Annotated in this window: 17 protein-coding genes and 1 pseudogene; 10 read left to right on the plus strand and 8 right to left on the minus strand. The window is 70.3% G+C overall.

Annotated elements, in window-relative coordinates; translation table 11 throughout:
* A pseudogene (locus tag ACIA5C_RS26955) lies at positions 1-610 on the minus strand (hypothetical protein); the annotation flags it as partial.
* A gap of 125 nt (positions 611-735) precedes the next feature.
* Here ACIA5C_RS26955 and ACIA5C_RS26960 point away from each other — a divergent pair.
* Positions 736-942: a zinc ribbon domain-containing protein gene (locus ACIA5C_RS26960; protein WP_396059296.1), complete on the plus strand. Its 207-nt coding sequence runs from the start codon at positions 736-738 to the stop codon at positions 940-942.
* Positions 943-1,316: 374 nt separating this feature from the next.
* Positions 1,317-4,253 (plus strand): adenylate/guanylate cyclase domain-containing protein, encoded by a 2,937-nt coding sequence (locus ACIA5C_RS26965; RefSeq protein WP_396059298.1) that lies wholly within the window; start codon positions 1,317-1,319, stop codon positions 4,251-4,253.
* Here the strand turns inward: ACIA5C_RS26965 and ACIA5C_RS26970 are convergent.
* On the minus strand, positions 4,222-4,740 hold the full coding sequence (locus ACIA5C_RS26970) for a phospholipase (RefSeq protein WP_396059300.1): 519 nt from the start codon (positions 4,738-4,740) through the stop codon (positions 4,222-4,224). The two genes, ACIA5C_RS26965 and ACIA5C_RS26970, sit on opposite strands and share 32 nt — an antisense overlap.
* Before the next feature lie 165 nt (positions 4,741-4,905).
* Between ACIA5C_RS26970 and ACIA5C_RS26975 the strand changes: the two genes are divergently transcribed.
* A complete protein-coding gene (locus ACIA5C_RS26975) occupies positions 4,906-5,919 on the plus strand; it encodes a potassium channel family protein (RefSeq protein WP_396059302.1) in 1,014 nt (337 codons plus the stop codon).
* Here the strand turns inward: ACIA5C_RS26975 and ACIA5C_RS26980 are convergent.
* On the minus strand, positions 5,916-6,947 hold the full coding sequence (locus ACIA5C_RS26980; protein ID WP_396059304.1) for a 2-oxoacid:ferredoxin oxidoreductase subunit beta: 1,032 nt from the start codon (positions 6,945-6,947) through the stop codon (positions 5,916-5,918). The two genes, ACIA5C_RS26975 and ACIA5C_RS26980, sit on opposite strands and share 4 nt — an antisense overlap.
* Positions 6,940-8,793, minus strand: a complete 1,854-nt coding sequence (locus ACIA5C_RS26985; protein WP_396059306.1) for a 2-oxoacid:acceptor oxidoreductase subunit alpha — start codon at positions 8,791-8,793, stop codon at positions 6,940-6,942. The genes ACIA5C_RS26980 and ACIA5C_RS26985 overlap by 8 nt, the downstream gene beginning before the upstream one ends.
* A 207-nt stretch (positions 8,794-9,000) precedes the next feature.
* On the opposite strand from ACIA5C_RS26985, the gene ndhC reads away from it, so the two are divergent.
* The 5 genes from ndhC to ACIA5C_RS27010 all read left to right on the plus strand — a co-directional run bounded on the left by ndhC (position 9,001) and on the right by ACIA5C_RS27010 (position 11,687).
* Positions 9,001-9,378: an NADH-quinone oxidoreductase subunit A gene (ndhC, locus tag ACIA5C_RS26990; RefSeq protein ID WP_396059308.1), complete on the plus strand. Its 378-nt coding sequence runs from the start codon at positions 9,001-9,003 to the stop codon at positions 9,376-9,378.
* Positions 9,379-9,458: 80 nt separating this feature from the next.
* On the plus strand, positions 9,459-10,025 hold the full coding sequence (locus tag ACIA5C_RS26995; RefSeq protein WP_396059310.1) for a DivIVA domain-containing protein: 567 nt from the start codon (positions 9,459-9,461) through the stop codon (positions 10,023-10,025).
* Positions 10,022-10,507: an SRPBCC family protein gene (locus ACIA5C_RS27000; RefSeq protein WP_396059312.1), complete on the plus strand. Its 486-nt coding sequence runs from the start codon at positions 10,022-10,024 to the stop codon at positions 10,505-10,507. Before ACIA5C_RS26995 ends, ACIA5C_RS27000 begins: the two co-directional genes overlap by 4 nt.
* 33 nt (positions 10,508-10,540) lie before the next feature.
* The gene (locus tag ACIA5C_RS27005; protein WP_396059314.1) at positions 10,541-11,143 is read left to right on the plus strand and encodes a DNA-3-methyladenine glycosylase I; all 603 of its coding nucleotides are present in this window, start codon (positions 10,541-10,543) and stop codon (positions 11,141-11,143) included.
* 1 nt (position 11,144) lies between these two features.
* Positions 11,145-11,687: a hypothetical protein gene (locus ACIA5C_RS27010; protein ID WP_396059316.1), complete on the plus strand. Its 543-nt coding sequence runs from the start codon at positions 11,145-11,147 to the stop codon at positions 11,685-11,687.
* 9 nt (positions 11,688-11,696) lie between these two features.
* Here ACIA5C_RS27010 and ACIA5C_RS27015 read toward each other — a convergent pair whose 3' ends face one another.
* From ACIA5C_RS27015 to ACIA5C_RS27025, 3 genes are all read right to left on the minus strand, one after another.
* Positions 11,697-12,476 (minus strand): S1 family peptidase, encoded by a 780-nt coding sequence (locus ACIA5C_RS27015; protein ID WP_396059318.1) that lies wholly within the window; start codon positions 12,474-12,476, stop codon positions 11,697-11,699.
* Positions 12,477-12,557: 81 nt separating this feature from the next.
* On the minus strand, positions 12,558-13,346 hold the full coding sequence (locus ACIA5C_RS27020) for an enoyl-CoA hydratase/isomerase family protein (protein WP_396059320.1): 789 nt from the start codon (positions 13,344-13,346) through the stop codon (positions 12,558-12,560).
* Positions 13,343-14,155 (minus strand): PaaX family transcriptional regulator C-terminal domain-containing protein, encoded by an 813-nt coding sequence (locus ACIA5C_RS27025; protein WP_396059322.1) that lies wholly within the window; start codon positions 14,153-14,155, stop codon positions 13,343-13,345. Before ACIA5C_RS27025 ends, ACIA5C_RS27020 begins: the two co-directional genes overlap by 4 nt.
* A gap of 264 nt (positions 14,156-14,419) precedes the next feature.
* Here ACIA5C_RS27025 and ACIA5C_RS27030 point away from each other — a divergent pair, with 264 nt between their 5' ends.
* Complete coding sequence (locus ACIA5C_RS27030) at positions 14,420-14,587, plus strand: DUF3117 domain-containing protein (protein WP_014447667.1); 168 nt, start codon at positions 14,420-14,422, stop codon at positions 14,585-14,587.
* A 77-nt stretch (positions 14,588-14,664) separates the two neighbouring features.
* Positions 14,665-16,089: a leucyl aminopeptidase family protein gene (locus tag ACIA5C_RS27035; protein ID WP_396059324.1), complete on the plus strand. Its 1,425-nt coding sequence runs from the start codon at positions 14,665-14,667 to the stop codon at positions 16,087-16,089.
* Here ACIA5C_RS27035 and ACIA5C_RS27040 read toward each other — a convergent pair.
* Complete coding sequence (locus ACIA5C_RS27040) at positions 16,066-16,674, minus strand: O-methyltransferase (protein WP_396059664.1); 609 nt, start codon at positions 16,672-16,674, stop codon at positions 16,066-16,068. The genes ACIA5C_RS27035 and ACIA5C_RS27040 overlap by 24 nt on opposite strands.
* Positions 16,675-16,881: the final 207 nt, after the last annotated feature.

Genomic DNA, 16,881 nt, shown 5'->3' on the forward strand with positions numbered 1-16,881 from the left:
TGGGCGGTTGGGTGGTGCTGGGCGGTTGGGTGGTGCTGGGCGGTTGGGTGGTGCTGGGCGGTTGGGTGGTGCTGGGCGGTTGGGTGGTGCTGGGCGGTTGGGTGGTGCTGGGCGTCTCGGTCGGGCTTGTCGAGTCGACTGCGGCCGGCGTTGTGGCGACGGTCGCGGTGGAGGTGCCCGCTTCGGGCGCCAGGATGGTCGCAGTAGTAGGTGCGTCGTCTGTGGCCTTGACGCCTCCGGCCGGCGCCGCCTCGTCGTCCGAAAAAGCACCGACCGCGGGGCCGCCCGTCAGGCCTGTCGCACCGACGACGGTCTTGGTGGCGGCGGAGCGGGCCGCCTCATCCGTCGAGTCGGCTGCCTCGCCGGGGGAGCCGGGGGTGGTCGACGAACCTTCCGAATTGTCGCGGCCCGACCCCGTCGCGGGGGAAGGCGAAGAGGTAGCCGCCTCGCCGGACTCGTCGGGTGACTGCCGTGGCTGGGGAACGCTCGAGCCGCCCGCGGGCCGACGGACGTCGGGGGCCGCGCCCGAGCTGCCGAGCGGCCCGGCCTGATGCGGCACCGCCGCACGCAGCTCGATGCTTTCAGCCGGTGTCGATTGCCGCTCTGCCACGCGGTCGACACTACCCAACCCCGGCACGCCCGGCCCCGGCCCGTTCGAAGCCTGTGGATAACCTGCGAGTGACCTTGGAACACTGGGGCTCCCGGCCTCCGGCCGCCTGGGCTTACGCTGTGGCAATGCCGCGCTACGAGTTTCGCTGCCGCGCCTGCGGCGACACCTTCGAGGTCAATCGCCCGATGCGCGAGGCATCCGCGCCGGCGTCCTGTCCGGCGGGCCACGACGACACGGTGAAGCTGCTGTCCACTGTCTCGGTGGGTGGGGGGCGCGGCGATACGCAGCCCCGGAGCGGCGGCTGTTGTGGTGGCGGCTGCGGCTGCGGCTGAGCCGCCGCAACTTTTCTTTGAGATCTGGGTTACAGCGGACGGCAGCGCTAGGTTGCCGCGCTGCTACTGAGCCGTGAACGCAAATCCCTCGGACGATCACAGGCGAGCCCACATCGGACGCCGCCGCGCCGCGATCTCTTGCGGGTACACCCGAACGGTCGACGCGATATGACCAACTGCAGCGCAACTGCGCTTCATCCTTTTCGTTACGTCACGCGTAGTGCCGTACGAGAACGTCGATGACTTCTACGGAGTGTCCTCCGTACGAGGTCAGCCTTGGCGTGTGGATGGTTACCGTCCGTTTCTACGATGTGCGGTACAACTGCGGTACGGCAGCATGAGACGCGACTTCCCAAAGGGGGCGGAGGTTCACCGTGTCGGGACGAACCGAGCTGCCGAGTGGGCTGGTGACCTTTATGTTCACCGACATCGAGGGTTCGACTCGTCTGGCCCGGATGCTCGGCGATTCCTATGGGCCGGTCCTCGGCGCCCATCGCACTGCCGTTCGCGCTGCGCTGAGTGACTTCGGCGGTGTCGAGATGTTCACTGAGGGTGACAGTTTCTTCGTCGCCTTTGGCAACGCTGAGTCAGCACTCGCGGCCGGTGTGGCGGCGCAGCATCGACTCTCCGCACATGACTGGCCGGCTCCGGACTGCCGGCCCAAGGTGCGAATCGGTCTGCACACCGGCTGGGCCCAGCCGAAGAACGACGAATACACCAGTACAGAAGTGCACCGCGCGGCGCGCGTCGCGGCGGCCGCTCACGGCGGGCAGATTCTGTGTTCCGAGGCGACGGCGAAGGCGACCACGAAGCCGACGACGAGGACGATTGCCAAGGCCGAGGAGCTGGCCTTTCTTGATCTCGGACCGCATCGGCTCCGCGGCTTCGACGACGACGAGCGCCTCTTCCAGGTGCTCGCCCCCGGGCTCGACCGCGAGTTCCCGCGGCCGCGCACACCGGCCGCGCCGATCCACAATCTCCCCGCTCCGCTCACCCCGCTGATCGGTCGCCGGGCCGAGATCGCCGAACTATCGGGCCTGCTCGGGCGGCACCGACTGGTCACGGTGGCCGGTCCCGGAGGCGCCGGCAAGTCGAGGCTCGCGCTGTCGGTGGCCCAGAGCATGCTGAGCCCGAACCCCGAAGGCGCGCACACTGCGGGCGCGAGCCGCGAAGGCGCGTACCGCGAAGGCGCGTACCGCGAGGGCGCGAGCCGCGAGGGCGCGAGCCGCGAGGGCGCGAGCCGCGAAGGCGTGTACCCCGAGGGCGCAAGCCGCGAGGGCGCGAGCCGCGAGGGCGCGAACGCTGACGGCGCGAGCCACGAAGGCGCGAGCCGCGAGAGCTCGAACCTGAAAGGCGCGTACCTCGAGGGCGCGCACCTCGAGGGCCCGTACCCCGAAGGCGAGAGCCCCGAGAGCTCGAACCTGAAAGGCGCGTACCCCGAGAGCCCGTACCCCGACGGCGTGTGGACCGTCGATGCCGCGGCCGCCTCGACCGGCCTGGCGCCCGCCATGGCCGCGGTTCTCGGTCTTCGGACCGAGCCCGGTCGTCCGGTGCTCGAGACCCTGCTCGAACAGTGCGCATCCCGCCGGATGCTGCTCCTGCTGGAGACCTGCGAGGTCGTGCCCGGAGCCTGCGCGGCCCTGGTGCGGCGGCTGCTCACCGCCTGCCCGGGGGTGGACGTGCTGGTCACCGGCCGGATGCCGCTCGGCGTGCCGGGAGAGGTGGTCTGGCGGATTCCGCCGCTTCAACCCGCTGACGCGTTCGAGTTGCTCGATGCTCGGGTCTCGGCCTCGCGGGGTGAGCAGTGCGGTCCGGCCGACGATCGGGCCGATCTGTCCTCGGTGGCGGCTCGCCTGGAGGGCTCGCCCCTGGCGATCGAGTTTGCCGCGGCTCGGCTGCGGCTTCTTTCGGCGGCTCAGCTGGCGGTCCGGCTGGGTGATCCGCTGACGGCTCTCGATCCTCCCGCGCTTGACGAGTACGCCGATGCCGACCGTCATTCGAGTCTCACGGCCAGCCTGAACTGGTCGCATCGGACGCTCAGCGGTGCCGCGGCCGGGCTGCTGCGCCGCCTGGCCGTCTTCGCCGGTCCGGTGGAGCTTTCCACCGTCGAGTGGTGCGGACCGGACGCGCTCGCCGCTCTCTCCGAACTGGTCGACAAGTCGCTGGTCGAGGTCGTGCCGGGCCCGCGCTACCGGATGTCGGAGCAGGTCCGGGCGTACGCGAACCGGCACCTCGCGACGGCCGGCGACGAGCATGAGGTGCGCGACCGGCACGTGGCCTGGTCGCTGCACACGCTGGACGGTGTCGCGGTGGACACCGACGGGCAGCCGCGCACGGTGTCGCTGACCGACCTGGCGCCGTTCGTGGGGGAGTGGCAGGAGGCGCTGCGCTGGGCCGCGACCGACGGCAGCGCGCGGGCCGGCCTGCGTCTGGCCGACGCGCTGGTTCCCTGGTGGCGTGAGCACGGCGGGGTGCTGGAGGGCCGCGACCTGCTGTCCCGGCTCTACCACCGCCTGGAACGGGATGCTGTGGACGGAGCCGAGGCGGCCCGGGCCTACCTCGCGCATGCCGAACTGGTCGCCGATCAGGACGAGCGGGAGCGGTTCGTCGAGCGGGCCGAGCGGGCGACCGACGATCCGGTTCTGCTCGTACGGGCGTTGGCCGCCCGCCGGCTCAATCTGCTCGAGGCGCGCCGGCACGAGGAGGCCGAGCGGCTCTGCCAGGACGTGATCGTGCGCGCCGAGCGGATCGGTGTGCCCGAGGCCGCTCTTCCGGCGGTGGTCGCTCTGGCCGAGTTGCTGTGGCGGCGGGATGCGCTGGACGAGGCGGCCGAACTGCTGGGCGGGGCTCGTCAGCTGGAGGCGAGCCGGCCCGAGGACCGTGGCCGGCGAACCGTCGACTGGCTGCTCGGGATGGTCGCGCTGCGCCGGGGTGACCTGGTCGCCGCGCACGACCACCTGGTGGTGGCGCTGCGGTCGCGGCTGCGGCACGGGTTCCGGGGCGCGGCGGCCGACGCGGTCGCCGCGATCGCGGTGCGCTGCTCGATCGGCGGGGATCCGGCGACGGCCGCCGTGCTGTTCGGCGGGGCCGAGGCGGCTCGGGGGGCTCGGCGTACGGAGATGTTCGGCAAGTTCTGGTCGGCTCAGCAGTCGGCGCTGCGATCAGCCCTCGGCGACGCGACGTTCGACGCCGCGTACGCCGATGGGGTTGATCTGGGGTTTGACCGGATCGTCGCGATGGCCCTGGCGGTCGAGCACCCGGACCTTCAGGACGGTGCGCTCAGTGGGCGGCTTGCAGGGACTGCGACCTGATGCGGGCCGCCTTGTCGATGTCGGCCTGGTTGACCGCGGAGATCGAACCGAACACGTGGACGGCCTGGTAGTACGTCCAGGCCAGGCTGTAGCAGGCGGGCTGGACGGCGCTGTTGTAGGTGGCGCAGACCCGCTTGAGGTCGGCGTAGAACATGTTGTCGATCCGGTCCTTGTTGGCCGGGAACTGGCCGGCCGCCTTGTAGTTGCGGTAGCCGAAGTCGTGGTGCCAGCAGGACGTGCTGAACGCGAACCCGAGCGGGTTGTCCGGGCTGTCCGAGCAGTAGTCGGTCGACCAGTCGAAGTTGTACGCGGTCCACGCTCCCTGGTTGACGCGGGCGGCGTTCCAGGCGGCCGTGCTGGCCGCGGTGGGCTGCGTCCAGTTGGACAGGACGGTGGGTTTGTCGGCGGGGGTGGACGCTGCGGCGGCGCCGGCAGGGATGAGCGCGGCGAGGACGAGTGCGAGGACGAGAAGGATGCGTCGCGTCATACGGAAAGTGTTGGATCAAATACTTAACGCATACAAGAAGATCAATGAACTATCGATTTATCGTGGCGGAAGCTACCGGTGGGTATTCCTTAACGAGCGTTAGTGTGATGTCCTGAGTGGTCCGGCCGACAGCGGCCGCTAAGGTGTGGGCGTGCAGGACACCTCATGATCCGTTTGCCGTTGGTCCGCCGTGGGCCCCTTCGCGCGCTCTCCATCCGGATGGCGTTCGCTGTCCTCCTCGTGCTGGCCACCGTCGTGATCATCTATTCCGATCGGGGTGGCTACCGCGACGTCAACAACGACGGCCTGACCCTCCTCGACTGTTTTTACTACGCGGTGGTCTCGCTCTCCACCACCGGTTACGGCGACATCACCCCGGTCACCCCGGACGCCCGGCTGGTCAACGTCCTGCTGATCACTCCGGCCCGCGTGCTCTTCCTGATCATCCTGGTCGGCACGACCCTCGAGGTGCTGACCGACCAATACCGCAACACGCTGCGGGTCAGCCGGTGGAGGCGCAAGTTGAAGGACCACGTGATCATCTGCGGCTACGGCACCAAGGGCCGCGCCGCGGTCGGCGCCCTGCTGGAGAACGGCTACGACAAGTCGAAGATCGTGATCGTGGAGAACCGGGAGGACGCGCTGCGCCAGGCCACGGCCAACGGGCTCGCGGCGGTCACCGGCAACGCGACGCGCTCCTCGGTGCTCAACGAGGCCGACGTGAAGAACTGCAAGTCGGTCATCATCGCCACCGACAGCGACGAGGCGTCGGTGCTGATCACGCTGACCGTCCGCCAGCTCACGGCCGGCCAGGTGCGCATCATCGCGGCGGTCCGCGAGCAGGAAAACGCGGCGCTGCTCAAGCAGAGCGGCGCCCACCACGTGATCGTCTCCTCGGCGACCGCCGGCCGGCTGCTCGGGCTGACCACAACCGCGCCGCCGCTCATCGACGTGGTGGAAGACCTGCTCACCCCCGGCCAGGGCATGGCGCTGGCCATGCGCAGCGCCGATCGCTCCGAAGTGGGCCAGAGCCCGCGCGGGCTGACCACGCTGGTCGTCGCGCTGATCCGCCGGGGCAAGGTGCTGCCGCTCGGAGGCGAGCAGACGCCGACCATCGAGACCGGCGACATGCTCGTCTACATCCGCAACCAGGACAGCCCGGTCGAGGTTTCCTCCTAGAGGATGGTCCAGGTGTCGGCCGCGGTGAGCAGCTCGCCGAGCATCTCGTCGGGGCTGCCGGTGGCCTGAGCCTTCGCGTCGATCAGCTGCTTCTGCAGGATCTCGTCGTAGGTCGGGCGGGTGACGTTGCGGAAGACGCCGATCGGCGTCGTGGCCAGGTCGGAGCCGGAGAGGCGGGACAGGGCGAACGCGTACGCCGGGTCGTCGACCGTGGCGTCGTGGACGATCGCGGTGCCGCCCTCTTGCACCTTGAGCCCGAAGCTGCCCTCGGGGTGCACGACCGAGAACTTCCCGTCCGGGCCGAAGGTGATCGGCTGACCCTGCTCGAGGCGGATCAGGTGGTCGTCGCGTGTGCTCGCGTCCTTGATCAGCTCGAACGCGCCGTCGTTGAAGATGTTGCAGTTCTGGTAGATCTCGACGAACGCCGAGCCCTGGTGCTCGGCCGCCTGGCGCAGCACCGACTGCAGGTGCTTGGCGTCCGAGTCGATCGTGCGAGCCACGAACGAAGCCTCGGCGCCGAGCGCCAGCGAGAGCGGGTTGAACGGCGAGTCGGCGGAACCGGCCGGCGTCGACTTCGTGATCTTGCCCAGCTCCGAGGTCGGCGAGTATTGACCCTTGGTCAGGCCGTAGATCCGGTTGTTGAACAGCAGGATCTTCAGGTTGACGTTGCGCCGCAGGGCGTGGATCAGGTGGTTGCCGCCGATCGACAGCGCGTCGCCGTCGCCGGTCACGACCCAGACGTTCAGGTCCGGGCGCGACGACGAGAGGCCGGTCGCGATCGCCGGGGCCCGGCCGTGGATCGAGTGCATCCCGTACGTGTTCATGTAGTACGGGAAGCGCGACGAACAACCGATGCCCGAGATGAAGACGATCTTTTCCCGCGGAATGCCGAGCTCGGGCATGAACCGCTGCATGGCGGCGAGGATCGAGTAGTCACCGCAGCCCGGGCACCAGCGAACCTCCTGGTCGGACTTGAAGTCCTTGGCGGTCAGCTTGACCGGAGTCAACGGGATGGAGGTGCTAACCATTCTTGACCACGTCCTCGAGCATGCTTTCCAGTGTTGCGGCGGTGAAGGGCAGGCCGCTGATCTGGTTGAACGGAATGGCGTCGACAAGGTATTTCGCCCGGACCACGTGAGCGAGCTGGCCCAGGTTCATCTCGGGGACGACCACCTTGTCGTACGCCTTCAGGATCTCGCCGAGGTTGGCCGGCAGCGGCGAGAGATGCCGCAGGTGGGCCTGAGCGATCGGCAGACCACGCTGCCGCAGGGCGCGGCACGCCGCGCCGATCGGGCCGTACGTCGAACCCCAGCCCAGCACCAGCACGGTCGCGTTGTCGTCCGGGTCGTCGATCTCGGCGTCGGGCACCGGGATCGCCTCGATGCGGGCGGCCCGGGTGCGCACCATGAACTCGTGGTTGGCCGGGTCGTACGAGATGTCACCGGTCTTGTCAGCCTTTTCCAGGCCGCCGATGCGGTGCTCGAGGCCCGCGGTGCCGGGGATCGCCCACGGCCTGGCCATGGTCTCCGGGTCACGCAGGTAGGGCAGGAAGCGGCCGTCCTCGCCGTTGGGCTCGGTCGCGTACGACACCGTCAGGTCGGGCAGCTCGGCGACCTCGGGCAGCAGCCACGGCTCGGAGCCGTTGGCCACGTAGTTGTCGGAGAGCAGGATGACCGGCGTGCGGTAGGTCAGCGCGATCCGCGCCGCCTCGATCGCCGCGTGGAAGCAGTCGGACGGCGACTTGGGTGCGACCACGGCCAGCGGCGCCTCGCCGTGGCGGCCGTAGAGCGCCATGTTGAGGTCGGCCTGCTCGGTCTTGGTGGGCATGCCGGTCGACGGCCCGGCCCGCTGCACGTCGACGATCACGAGCGGCAGCTCGAGCGCGATGGCCAGCGAGATCGTCTCGCCCTTGAGCGCGACACCCGGGCCCGATGTCGTGGTGACGCCGAGCGCGCCGCCGTACGCCGCGCCCAGAGCCGCCCCGATCGCGGCGATCTCGTCCTCGGCCTGCATCGTGGTGACGCCGAACCGCTTGTGCTTGCTCAGCTCGTGCAGGATGTCGGACGCCGGGGTGATCGGGTAGGCGCCGAGGAACACCGGCAGCTTGGCCCGCACACCGGCCGCCACCAGCCCGAGCGCGAGCGCCTGGTTGCCGGTGATGTTGCGGTAGGTGCCGGGGAGCATCTTGGCCGGCTTGACCTCGTAGCGCACCGCGAAGTCTTCGGTCGTCTCGCCGAAGTTCCACCCGGCGTTGAACGCCGCCTTGTTGGCCGCGACCAGGTCGGGACGCTTGGCGAACTTGCGCTCCAGGAACCGCAGGGTCGACTCGAAGGGCCGCGAGTACATCCAGCTGAGCAGGCCCAGCGCGAACATGTTCTTCGCGCGCTCGGCGTCCTTCTTCGAGACGCCGTGATCGGTCAGCGCGCCCACCGTCATCGAGGTGAGGGCGACCGGGTGCACGGCGTAGGCGTCCAGGGAGCCGTCGTCGAGCGGGCTCACCGCGTAACCGACCTTGGCCAGGTTGCGCTTGGTGAACTCGTCGGTGTTGACGATCAGGTCGGCGCCGTGCGGCAGGTCGGACAGGTTGGCCTTGAGCGCCGCCGGGTTCATCGCGACCAGGACGTTGGGAGCGTCGCCCGGGGTCAGGATGTCGTAGTCGGCGAAGTGCACCTGGAAGCTCGACACACCCGGGAGGGTGCCTGCTGGTGCGCGGATCTCGGCCGGGAAGTTGGGTAGCGTCGAGATATCGTTGCCCAGCTGCGCGGTTTCGGATGTGAACCGGTCCCCGGTGAGCTGCATGCCGTCGCCCGAGTCGCCGGCGAACCGGATGACCACCCGGTCCAGCTGTTCGACCCGCTTCGAAACAGCGGCCACGTTGACCAACCTCCCGTGAGAGCAAGCCGGCGGACGAGGACGCGTCGATGGGCCGGCCCGCTGAATAGTCACTTCCAGCCTACGTCGCCGCTCCTTACACGGCAGTCGCAGACCGTTGACCACAGTAGCTAGGGCAGGCTTCCCTGATCCAGCCGAGTCCACCATGCGGCGGGTCATCCATGTCACGTAGGCCGTAGGCTTTCGATCGTGGACGGCTACCTGGGTTCGTACGCCACGCTCGCGCTGGTGATCGGCGCCGGCGTGCTGGTCTTCGTGGGGGCGTTCGGGGCCAACCGGCTGTTGCGGCCCGCCGACCCGGCCGAGCCGCTGGGCAAGCGCATCTCGTACGAGAGCGGTGTCGACCCGGTCGGTGGTGACTGGGCCCAGGCGCAGATCCGCTACTACGTCTACGCGTACCTCTATGTGCTTTTCGCCGTCGAGGCGGTTTTCCTCTTTCCCTGGGCCGTGATCTTCGATCGGCCGGGCTTCGGCGGGGCCAGCGTGACCGAGATGGGCATCTTCGTCGCGGTGCTCGCGCTGGGCATCGTCTACGCCTGGCGCAAGAAGATCCTCACCTGGACCTGAGCTGGACAAACCCTGGCCGCTCGGAGCTGGTCGGGGTGGCGGGCTCGCCACGCGCAAGCGCTCGTGCCAACATTCTGCGCATGGGTCAGCTTCTCCTCTTCATCGTCGTGGCGGTCGTGGTCGCCGCAATCGTCTTCGGCGTGACCGTGATGTTGGGCGGAGGCGATTCCGGATTGACGCCTGTCGAAGCGGACGGCCATGCCGTTCCGCTTCCCACCGACCGCCCGCTCGGTGAGGAGGACATGGGCCAGACCAGGTTCGACGTCGCCTGGCGCGGCTACCGGATGGCCCAGGTCGACCAGGCGCTCCAGCGGGCCGCCTACGACATCGGTTACAAGGGTGAGCTGATCGGCGTGCTCGAGGCGGAGGTGGCCGCGCTGCGCGAGGGCCGGCTGGCCGACGCCGACGTGCTGCGCAAGGCCCGCGAGGCCGCGGTGGCGCCGGTGATCCCGGCCCCGGCCGAGGGCCCGGTCATCGAGCTGTCGGTGATTCCGCCCGACGAGATCGCCGCCGACTCTGAGCCCGTCGAGGAGAAGGCGCCCGTTGCGGAGAAGGCGCCGGCCGGGGAGAAGGCGCCGGCCGAGGACGAAGACCTCGGGAAGGCCGACGAAAAGGCCGAGGAGTCCGAAGCGGCGGAGCGCCGGTGAGCGACGGGCTGGGCGACGATCCCGCCCGCCCCGGCACCGGCGAGGTAACGGCCACGGTCATCGTCAACGCGCCGGCCCAGCGCGTGTTCGCGGCCTTCCTCAACTGGGAGAAGCAGTCCGAGTGGATCCCGTTCACCAAGGTGCGGGTGGTGCAGGGCGACGGCGGCGAGGGCAGCCTGGTCGAGGCGATCACGGCGATCGGCCCGGCGTCGCTGCGCGACGAACTGCGGGTGATCAAGGTCAATCCGCCGTACGAGGTGAAGGTCGTGCACTGCGGCAAGGTGCTTCGGGGTCCCGGTTCGGTGCGCTGCACGGCGATGTCCGGTGATCGCACCCAGGTCGTCCTGCACGAGTGGTTCCACCTGCCGGTCGGCCCGATCGGGAAGCTGGCCTGGCCGGTGCTCTGGCCGGGTTCGAAGCTGAGCTTCACCGGTGCGCTGAAGAAGTTCGGCCGGCTGGTCGAGCAGGGCCGCCTGCCCTGATTTTTGTCGGAGGGTGGCCCTAGGTTGGCTGCCATGACGGAAACGACGCTCCCTGAGACCAGCGGCCTGGTCGTCGGGCCGGACGGGCGAGCCCGCTGCTCCTGGGGCGGCAGCACCCCCGACTACGTGCCCTACCACGACAACGAGTGGGGCCGCGTGGTGCGCGGCGACGACGCGCTGTTCGAGCGCATGTGCCTGGAGGCGTTCCAGTCGGGGCTGTCCTGGATCACGATCCTGCGCAAGCGGGAGTCGTTCCGAGGCGCCTTCGCCGGCTTCAAGATCGACAAAGTGGCGGCGTTCTCCGAGGCCGACGCGACCCGGCTGATGGCCGACCCCGGCATCGTCCGCAACCGGATGAAGGTCGACGCGGCCATCCACAACGCCCGGGTCGCGGCCGACCTCCCCGGCGGTCTCACGCCCCTGCTCTGGGGTTTCGCGCCCGATCCGCGCCCGGCCCGCCCGCGCAGCGGCGCCGAGGTGCCGGCGACCACGCCCGAGTCCAAGGCGATGGCCAAGGAGCTCAAGAGACGCGGCTTCAAGTTCGTGGGCCCCACCACCGCTTACGCACTGATGCAGGCGACCGGGATGGTCGACGACCACCTGGCCGGTTGCTGGGTGCCGCCCGCACGGTGTTGAAATGAACCGTGATGAGATGGAACGCATGGCGCACTGGGCGGTGATCATCCCGGCGGAGCAGTGGACGACCGAGCGGCTGTTCCACAACGACACGCTGACCCTCGCGGCCGGCGCGCCCGGCGTGGCGGCCGACGACGAGGTCCTGCTGATCGCCGACGGCCACGTCGTGGCGCTCGCCCGGGCCGGCAAGGCCGACGGCGAGATGACCTATCTGCGCCACTCGTTCGACGCTCCGGTGCTGCTCGAGGGCCTGGCGCTGACCGGCGACGTGACCCCGGTCGATGCGGAGATCTTCCGGCGGCTCGCGGCCGGGCTCGGGGCTCGACCCGGCACCGAGAAGCGCTGGTTGGTCAGCGTCACGATGCCGATCGAGGCCGCGAACCCGGCCGAGGCGGTGCGGCAGTTCTGGTCGCACGTGTCCGAGCTCGGGCCGGCCGAGCTGCCGACCTACGTCTGGCCGCTCGGCGACGAGCTGGCGATGCAGGTTTACGTGCTCGGCGAACAAGCCAACCAGGACCCGGAGGAAGAGGACGACGAAGACTAAAACCCGCCGTTAGCCGCCGAGGCTCGCGGCGGCCGCCTTGATGTTCGCGGCGAACGTGCTGACCTGCGAATACACGCCCGGCTTGTTGGGCCGCGCGCACCCGTCGCCCCAGCTCACGATGCCGACCTGGATCCACGCGTCACTGGCGTCCCGGCGGAACATCGGGCCGCCCGAGTCGCCCTGGCACGTGTCGGTGCCGCCGGAGGCGTAGCCGGCGCAGATCTCGTCGCTGGCGATCACCTCGCCGTTGTACATCGTCCGCGAGTTGCAGGTCGTGTCGCTGACGAACGGAACCGTGGCCTTGAGCAGGTAGCGCTGTTGGGCGCCGCCCTCCGAGGCCGCGCCCCAGCCGACGATCGTGAACGTCCCCGAGTCGTACGCCGTGGTCGTGGCCAGCGGCAGCGTGGCCAGGCCGGTGACCGGGCTGGCCAGGCGGATCAGCGCCCAGTCCTTGCCGTTCCCGTTGTAACCGGGCGCCTGGTAGACGTAGTTCGACTTGACGGTGATCCGGCTGCTCGACTGCAGGTCGACCGAGCCGAGCGTCGCGGTGATCGACGTGTTGGTGCCGGTGCGCGAGACGCAGTGTGCGGCGGTCAGCACGATGGTCGGGCTGTAGAGCGCGCCGCCGCAGCCCATCGACAGCCGCACCACGAACGGGAACTCGCCCTGCGCGGCCCGCGTGCCGCCGACGACGGCCGGACTTGCCGGGGCCGCACTGGCCGGAGGCGCAGCGGCGCCCCACGCCGCGAGGGTGACCGCCACGAGGGCGGCGCGTACCAGAAGCTTCATCGGATCCTCCCCAGGTCGGAATGCCTGGGTAGAACCCTATGAATAGATACATGTAACTGCAGCTATCCCAAATGGGTCATATCACCGACCCTCGAACACCGGCTTCTGCTTGGCCACGAAGGCGTTCACCGCTGCCTTGTGGTCGGCCGTCGCGCCGGTGATGGTCTGGGCCTGCGCCTCGGCGGCCAGCGCGTCGGAGAGAGTGCCGGCGTCACCGATCGACAGCTCGCGCTTGATCGCGCCGTACGCCACCGTCGGCCCGGCGGCCAGCCGGGCGGCCAGCTCGTGCGCCGCCGTCAGCACCTGCTCGTCGTCGTCGACCAGGCGGGACAGCAGGCCCATGGCCAGCGCCTCGGGCGCCTTGACCGGCTCGGCCAGCAGCAGCATCTCGACCGCCCGGGCGTGCCCGACGATGCGCGGCAGCGACCACGAGACGCCGCTGTCGCCGGCCAGGCCCACGTTGGCGAAGGCCATCAGGAACCGGGTCTTCGGCCCGCCGATCCGGAAATCGGCCAGCAGGGCGAACGACGCACCGGCCCCGGCCGCCATCCCGCGCACCGCGGCGACCACCGGCTTCGGCATGCCGGCCAGCCGCTGGGCGATCGGGTTGTAGTGCTGCCGCACGGTGTCGAGGTCGGTGTGGCCGGACTCCAGCTGGGCGGCGTGCTCCCGCAGGTCCTGACCGACGCAGAACGCCCCGCCCGCACCGGCCAGCACGATCGCCCGGCACGACTTGTCGCTCTCCAGCGACGCCAGCGTGTCGCGCAGCGCCTCCTTGAGGTCGACGTCGAGCGCGTTCATCGCCTCGGGCCGGTTGAGGGTGAGAGTGACTACCGCGCCGTCGCGGTCGGAGAGCAAGGAGTCAGTCATGTATCTGAGAGTCCCACACGCCCGGCCCGGCCCGTCGTGTGCAGGCAGCGCTCGACGTACCGGTCGGCGGCCGGCCGCAACCGGGCCGAGTGCCGGTCGAAGAAACCGGCCGCGCCGGCGCCCGGCCAGCGCGCGGGCAACAGCGCGGCGGGCAGCTGCGGATCGCGGAACAGGAACGACCGCCAGGCGTGCACGAGCAGGAACCGGGCCGCGTACGCCTCTTCGTCGGTGCTGCGGCCGTTCACCGCGGTGACGACCGGCCGCAGGTCGGTCACGAAGCTCTCGTACGCCCGGCCCAGCTCGCCGAGGTCCCAGGCCCGCTCGACCACTTCGGCCGCGCCCGGCGTGCCGGCCGCGTGGCTTGCGCTGAACCGCTCGTAGGCCACGCCGGCCTCCTGGAGCACGCCGTCGACCTCCTCGGCCGCCCGGGGCGCGACGAAGGCGTTGTCGCCCAGCGAGCCGTACCCGAGGAACGCCATGCGGCCGGCCTCCCGCTTCGGCAGCGGGGCATGCAGCAGAATGAGATCGAACCGTCCGTCCCACCCGGAACGCCCGGTGCGGTAGATCCGGGCCGACGCCTCGTCGAGACGGCGCGCCGCCTTCGGGGTCAGCAGATAACCCGGTCCGGAGCCCAGACGCATCGGGTGGAGCCAGCCCTGGCGCACCATCCGGGACACCGCGGTGCGTACCGCCGGCGCCGCGATGCCGAGCGGCGCAAGCAGCCTGACCAGGGCGGCAACCGGCGCCCGGCCGCCACGGGAGCGCAGGTAGTCGCCGTACAGGTCGAAGAGTGCCGACCGCGCCTGCATGACCGCACATTGTGACAGCCCAAAAGACGATATGCTAGACGCTGTCACATCCGCCCGGGCTGAGTTTGGGCTTGCCGGTGTTCATCAGGGAAAATGTTTGATCGGCACGGTGGGACGTCGCTTCATCACTAGCGAGGGCCTGCGGCCGCCGGTCGGATAACGAAGGTGTACACGCGTCACGTGGGGCGTAGCTCGTGGCGTTGAGAAGTGGCTGTGTGTGGGGCAACCCACCGACACCCTGATGTAGGTCTGAGGGGAGACAAGATGGCGGCGATGAAGCCGCGGACGGGCGATGGTCCGCTGGAGGTCACCAAGGAGGGGCGGGGCATCGTCATGCGTGTCCCGCTGGAAGGTGGTGGCCGTCTCGTCGTTGAGATGACTCCGGACGAGGCCAACGCGCTGGGCGACGCGTTGAAGTCGATCGCCGGCTGACGTTTCACGCGAGCCCGCCGGTACGGTACCGCCCGTACCGGCGGGCTTTCCACGTCTTCGAGAAAGGTCATGCTCCCGTGTTTGCGATCCGCCTCACCGACCGACTCGACGACGACCAGACCCGCGTGGTGCCGATCGGCGCCGCCCGGGCTCACTCCGACGATGTCGCCGCCTTCGCGGCCTCACTGACCGACGCCGGCGAGGCCGGCGCGGTCAACATTCTTCCCCGGCCCCTGCAGCGTCCGGCCAAGGTCCTCCTGGTCGGGGTGGGTGACGGCGACGAGGCGGGCTGGCGGGCCGCCGGCGCCGCCGCGGTCCGCGCGCTGCCCGACGACCAGCCGTTCCAGGTCGCGCTCGGCGGCGACGAGACCGCGGCCGCGGTGCGCGGTCTGGCCGAGGGCATCTGGCTCGGCGGTTATCGCTATCGCGATGCCCGCGAGGAGCGCCGGTCCGGCGAGGTGCAGATCGTGACGGCATCCGACGCGTACGCGGTGAGCCTGACCCAGGCGCAAGCCGGCAGCGAGGCGACCTGGCTCGCCCGCGACCTCACCAACGCGCCCTCCTCGCTCAAGAACCCGGACTGGTTCGCCGAAGAGGTCGTCGGCTCCGCGGCCGGGCGCCCCGGCATCGAGGTCACCATCCGCTCCGGCGACGACCTGGCCCGCTTCGGCGGCATCCGGGCCGTCGGCGGCGGCTCCAAGTCCAAGCCCTGCCTCGTCGAGGTGACCTGGCGCCCGGCCGCCGCCCGCACCCACGTGGTGCTGATCGGCAAGGGCATCACGTTCGACACCGGCGGCATCTCGATCAAGACCCGCCCGGGCATGAAGACCATGAAGGACGACATGGCCGGCGCGGCCGCCGTCGTGGCGGCCACCCTCGCCGCGGCCGACCTCGGCCTCGAGGGCGTACGCATCACCGCGCTGGCCCCGATGGCGGAGAACGCGATCGGCGCCGACGCCTTCCGCCCCGGCGACGTGATCACCCACTACGACGGCTCGACCAGCGAGTCGACCAACTCCGACGCCGAGGGCCGCCTGGTGCTGGCCGACGCCCTGGGCTACGCGGTGGCCGAACTCGAGCCGGACGTGATCGTCGACATCGCCACGCTGACCGGCGCCCAGGTGGTCGCGCTGGGCGAGACCATGGCCGCGCTCTACAGCGGCAGCGACGACCTGGCCGCGGCGCTGACCGCGCACGGCGCGACGGCCGGCGAGCGCATATGGCGGATGCCGCTGATCGACGAATACCGCGAATACCTGCGCAGCGAGATCGCCGACCGGCACAGCTCGCCGGCCAAGGGCGGTGGGGCGGCCGCGCTGTTCCTGCGCGATTTCCTCGGCGACCACGCCGACCGCTGGGCCCACATCGACATGGCCGGACCGGCCTGGACCGACCGCACCGAGCTCGAGCTGACCAAGGGGGCGACCGGCTGGGGCGCCCGCACCCTGCTGCGTTACCTGGCCGCCGTGGACGGCGCCTCAGCGTTTGACGGCGGCCAGTAACCCCGCGCCGGACGGGATGATCGCCGGAATCCACTCCTCGGACTCCCGGACCGCCCGCACGGTCTCCCGGATCGTCAGCGTGTCGACGTCGCGGGCCGACGGGTCGTTGATGCGGCCACCCGCCATCGCGCCGTTGACCAGCAGCGTCCCGCCCGGCCGCAGCAGCCGCAGCGCGGCGTCGGCGCAGGCGCCGATCTCGGTCGGGTCGGCGTCGACGAAGACCACGTCGTAGACGCCGTCGGCCAGCCGGGGCAGCACGTCGAGCGCCCGCCCGGTGATGATCCGGGTGCGCGAGGTGGCGAACCCGGCCGCGACGAAGATCCGCCGGGCGATCCGCTGGTGCTCGTTGTCGACGTCGATCGTGGTGAGAACGCCGTCCGGGCGCATGCCGCGCAGCAGCCACACCCCGCTCACCCCGGCCCCGGTGCCGATCTCGACGACCGCCTTGGCGCTGCCGGCGGCGGCCAGCAGCCGCAGCACCGAGCCGGCGGCCGGGCTGACGGCCTCCAGGCCCAGCTCGGCGGCGAGCCCGCGGGCGGTCTGGAGCACGGCGTCCTCGGCGGCGTACGCCTCGGCGAACTGCAGCGACTGGGACGTCGACGGACCGAGCGGACGGGCTGGCGGGACGATGACGACCTCCGGGCGGCGACGGGCATGCACGCGGATAACCGGCGTACATGGGATAAGAGAGTAGAGCGATGCTGCCCGCCGTCGCATCGGGCGGTCGATGTCCCGGATCGGCACGGAACGGCCCGCGCCGGGGCAGGCTCGTGGATCCGTGACATCCTGATC

Origin of the sequence: Actinoplanes sp. NPDC051343 (assembly GCF_044455125.1) — a bacterium.
GTDB lineage: Bacteria > Actinomycetota > Actinomycetes > Mycobacteriales > Micromonosporaceae > Actinoplanes.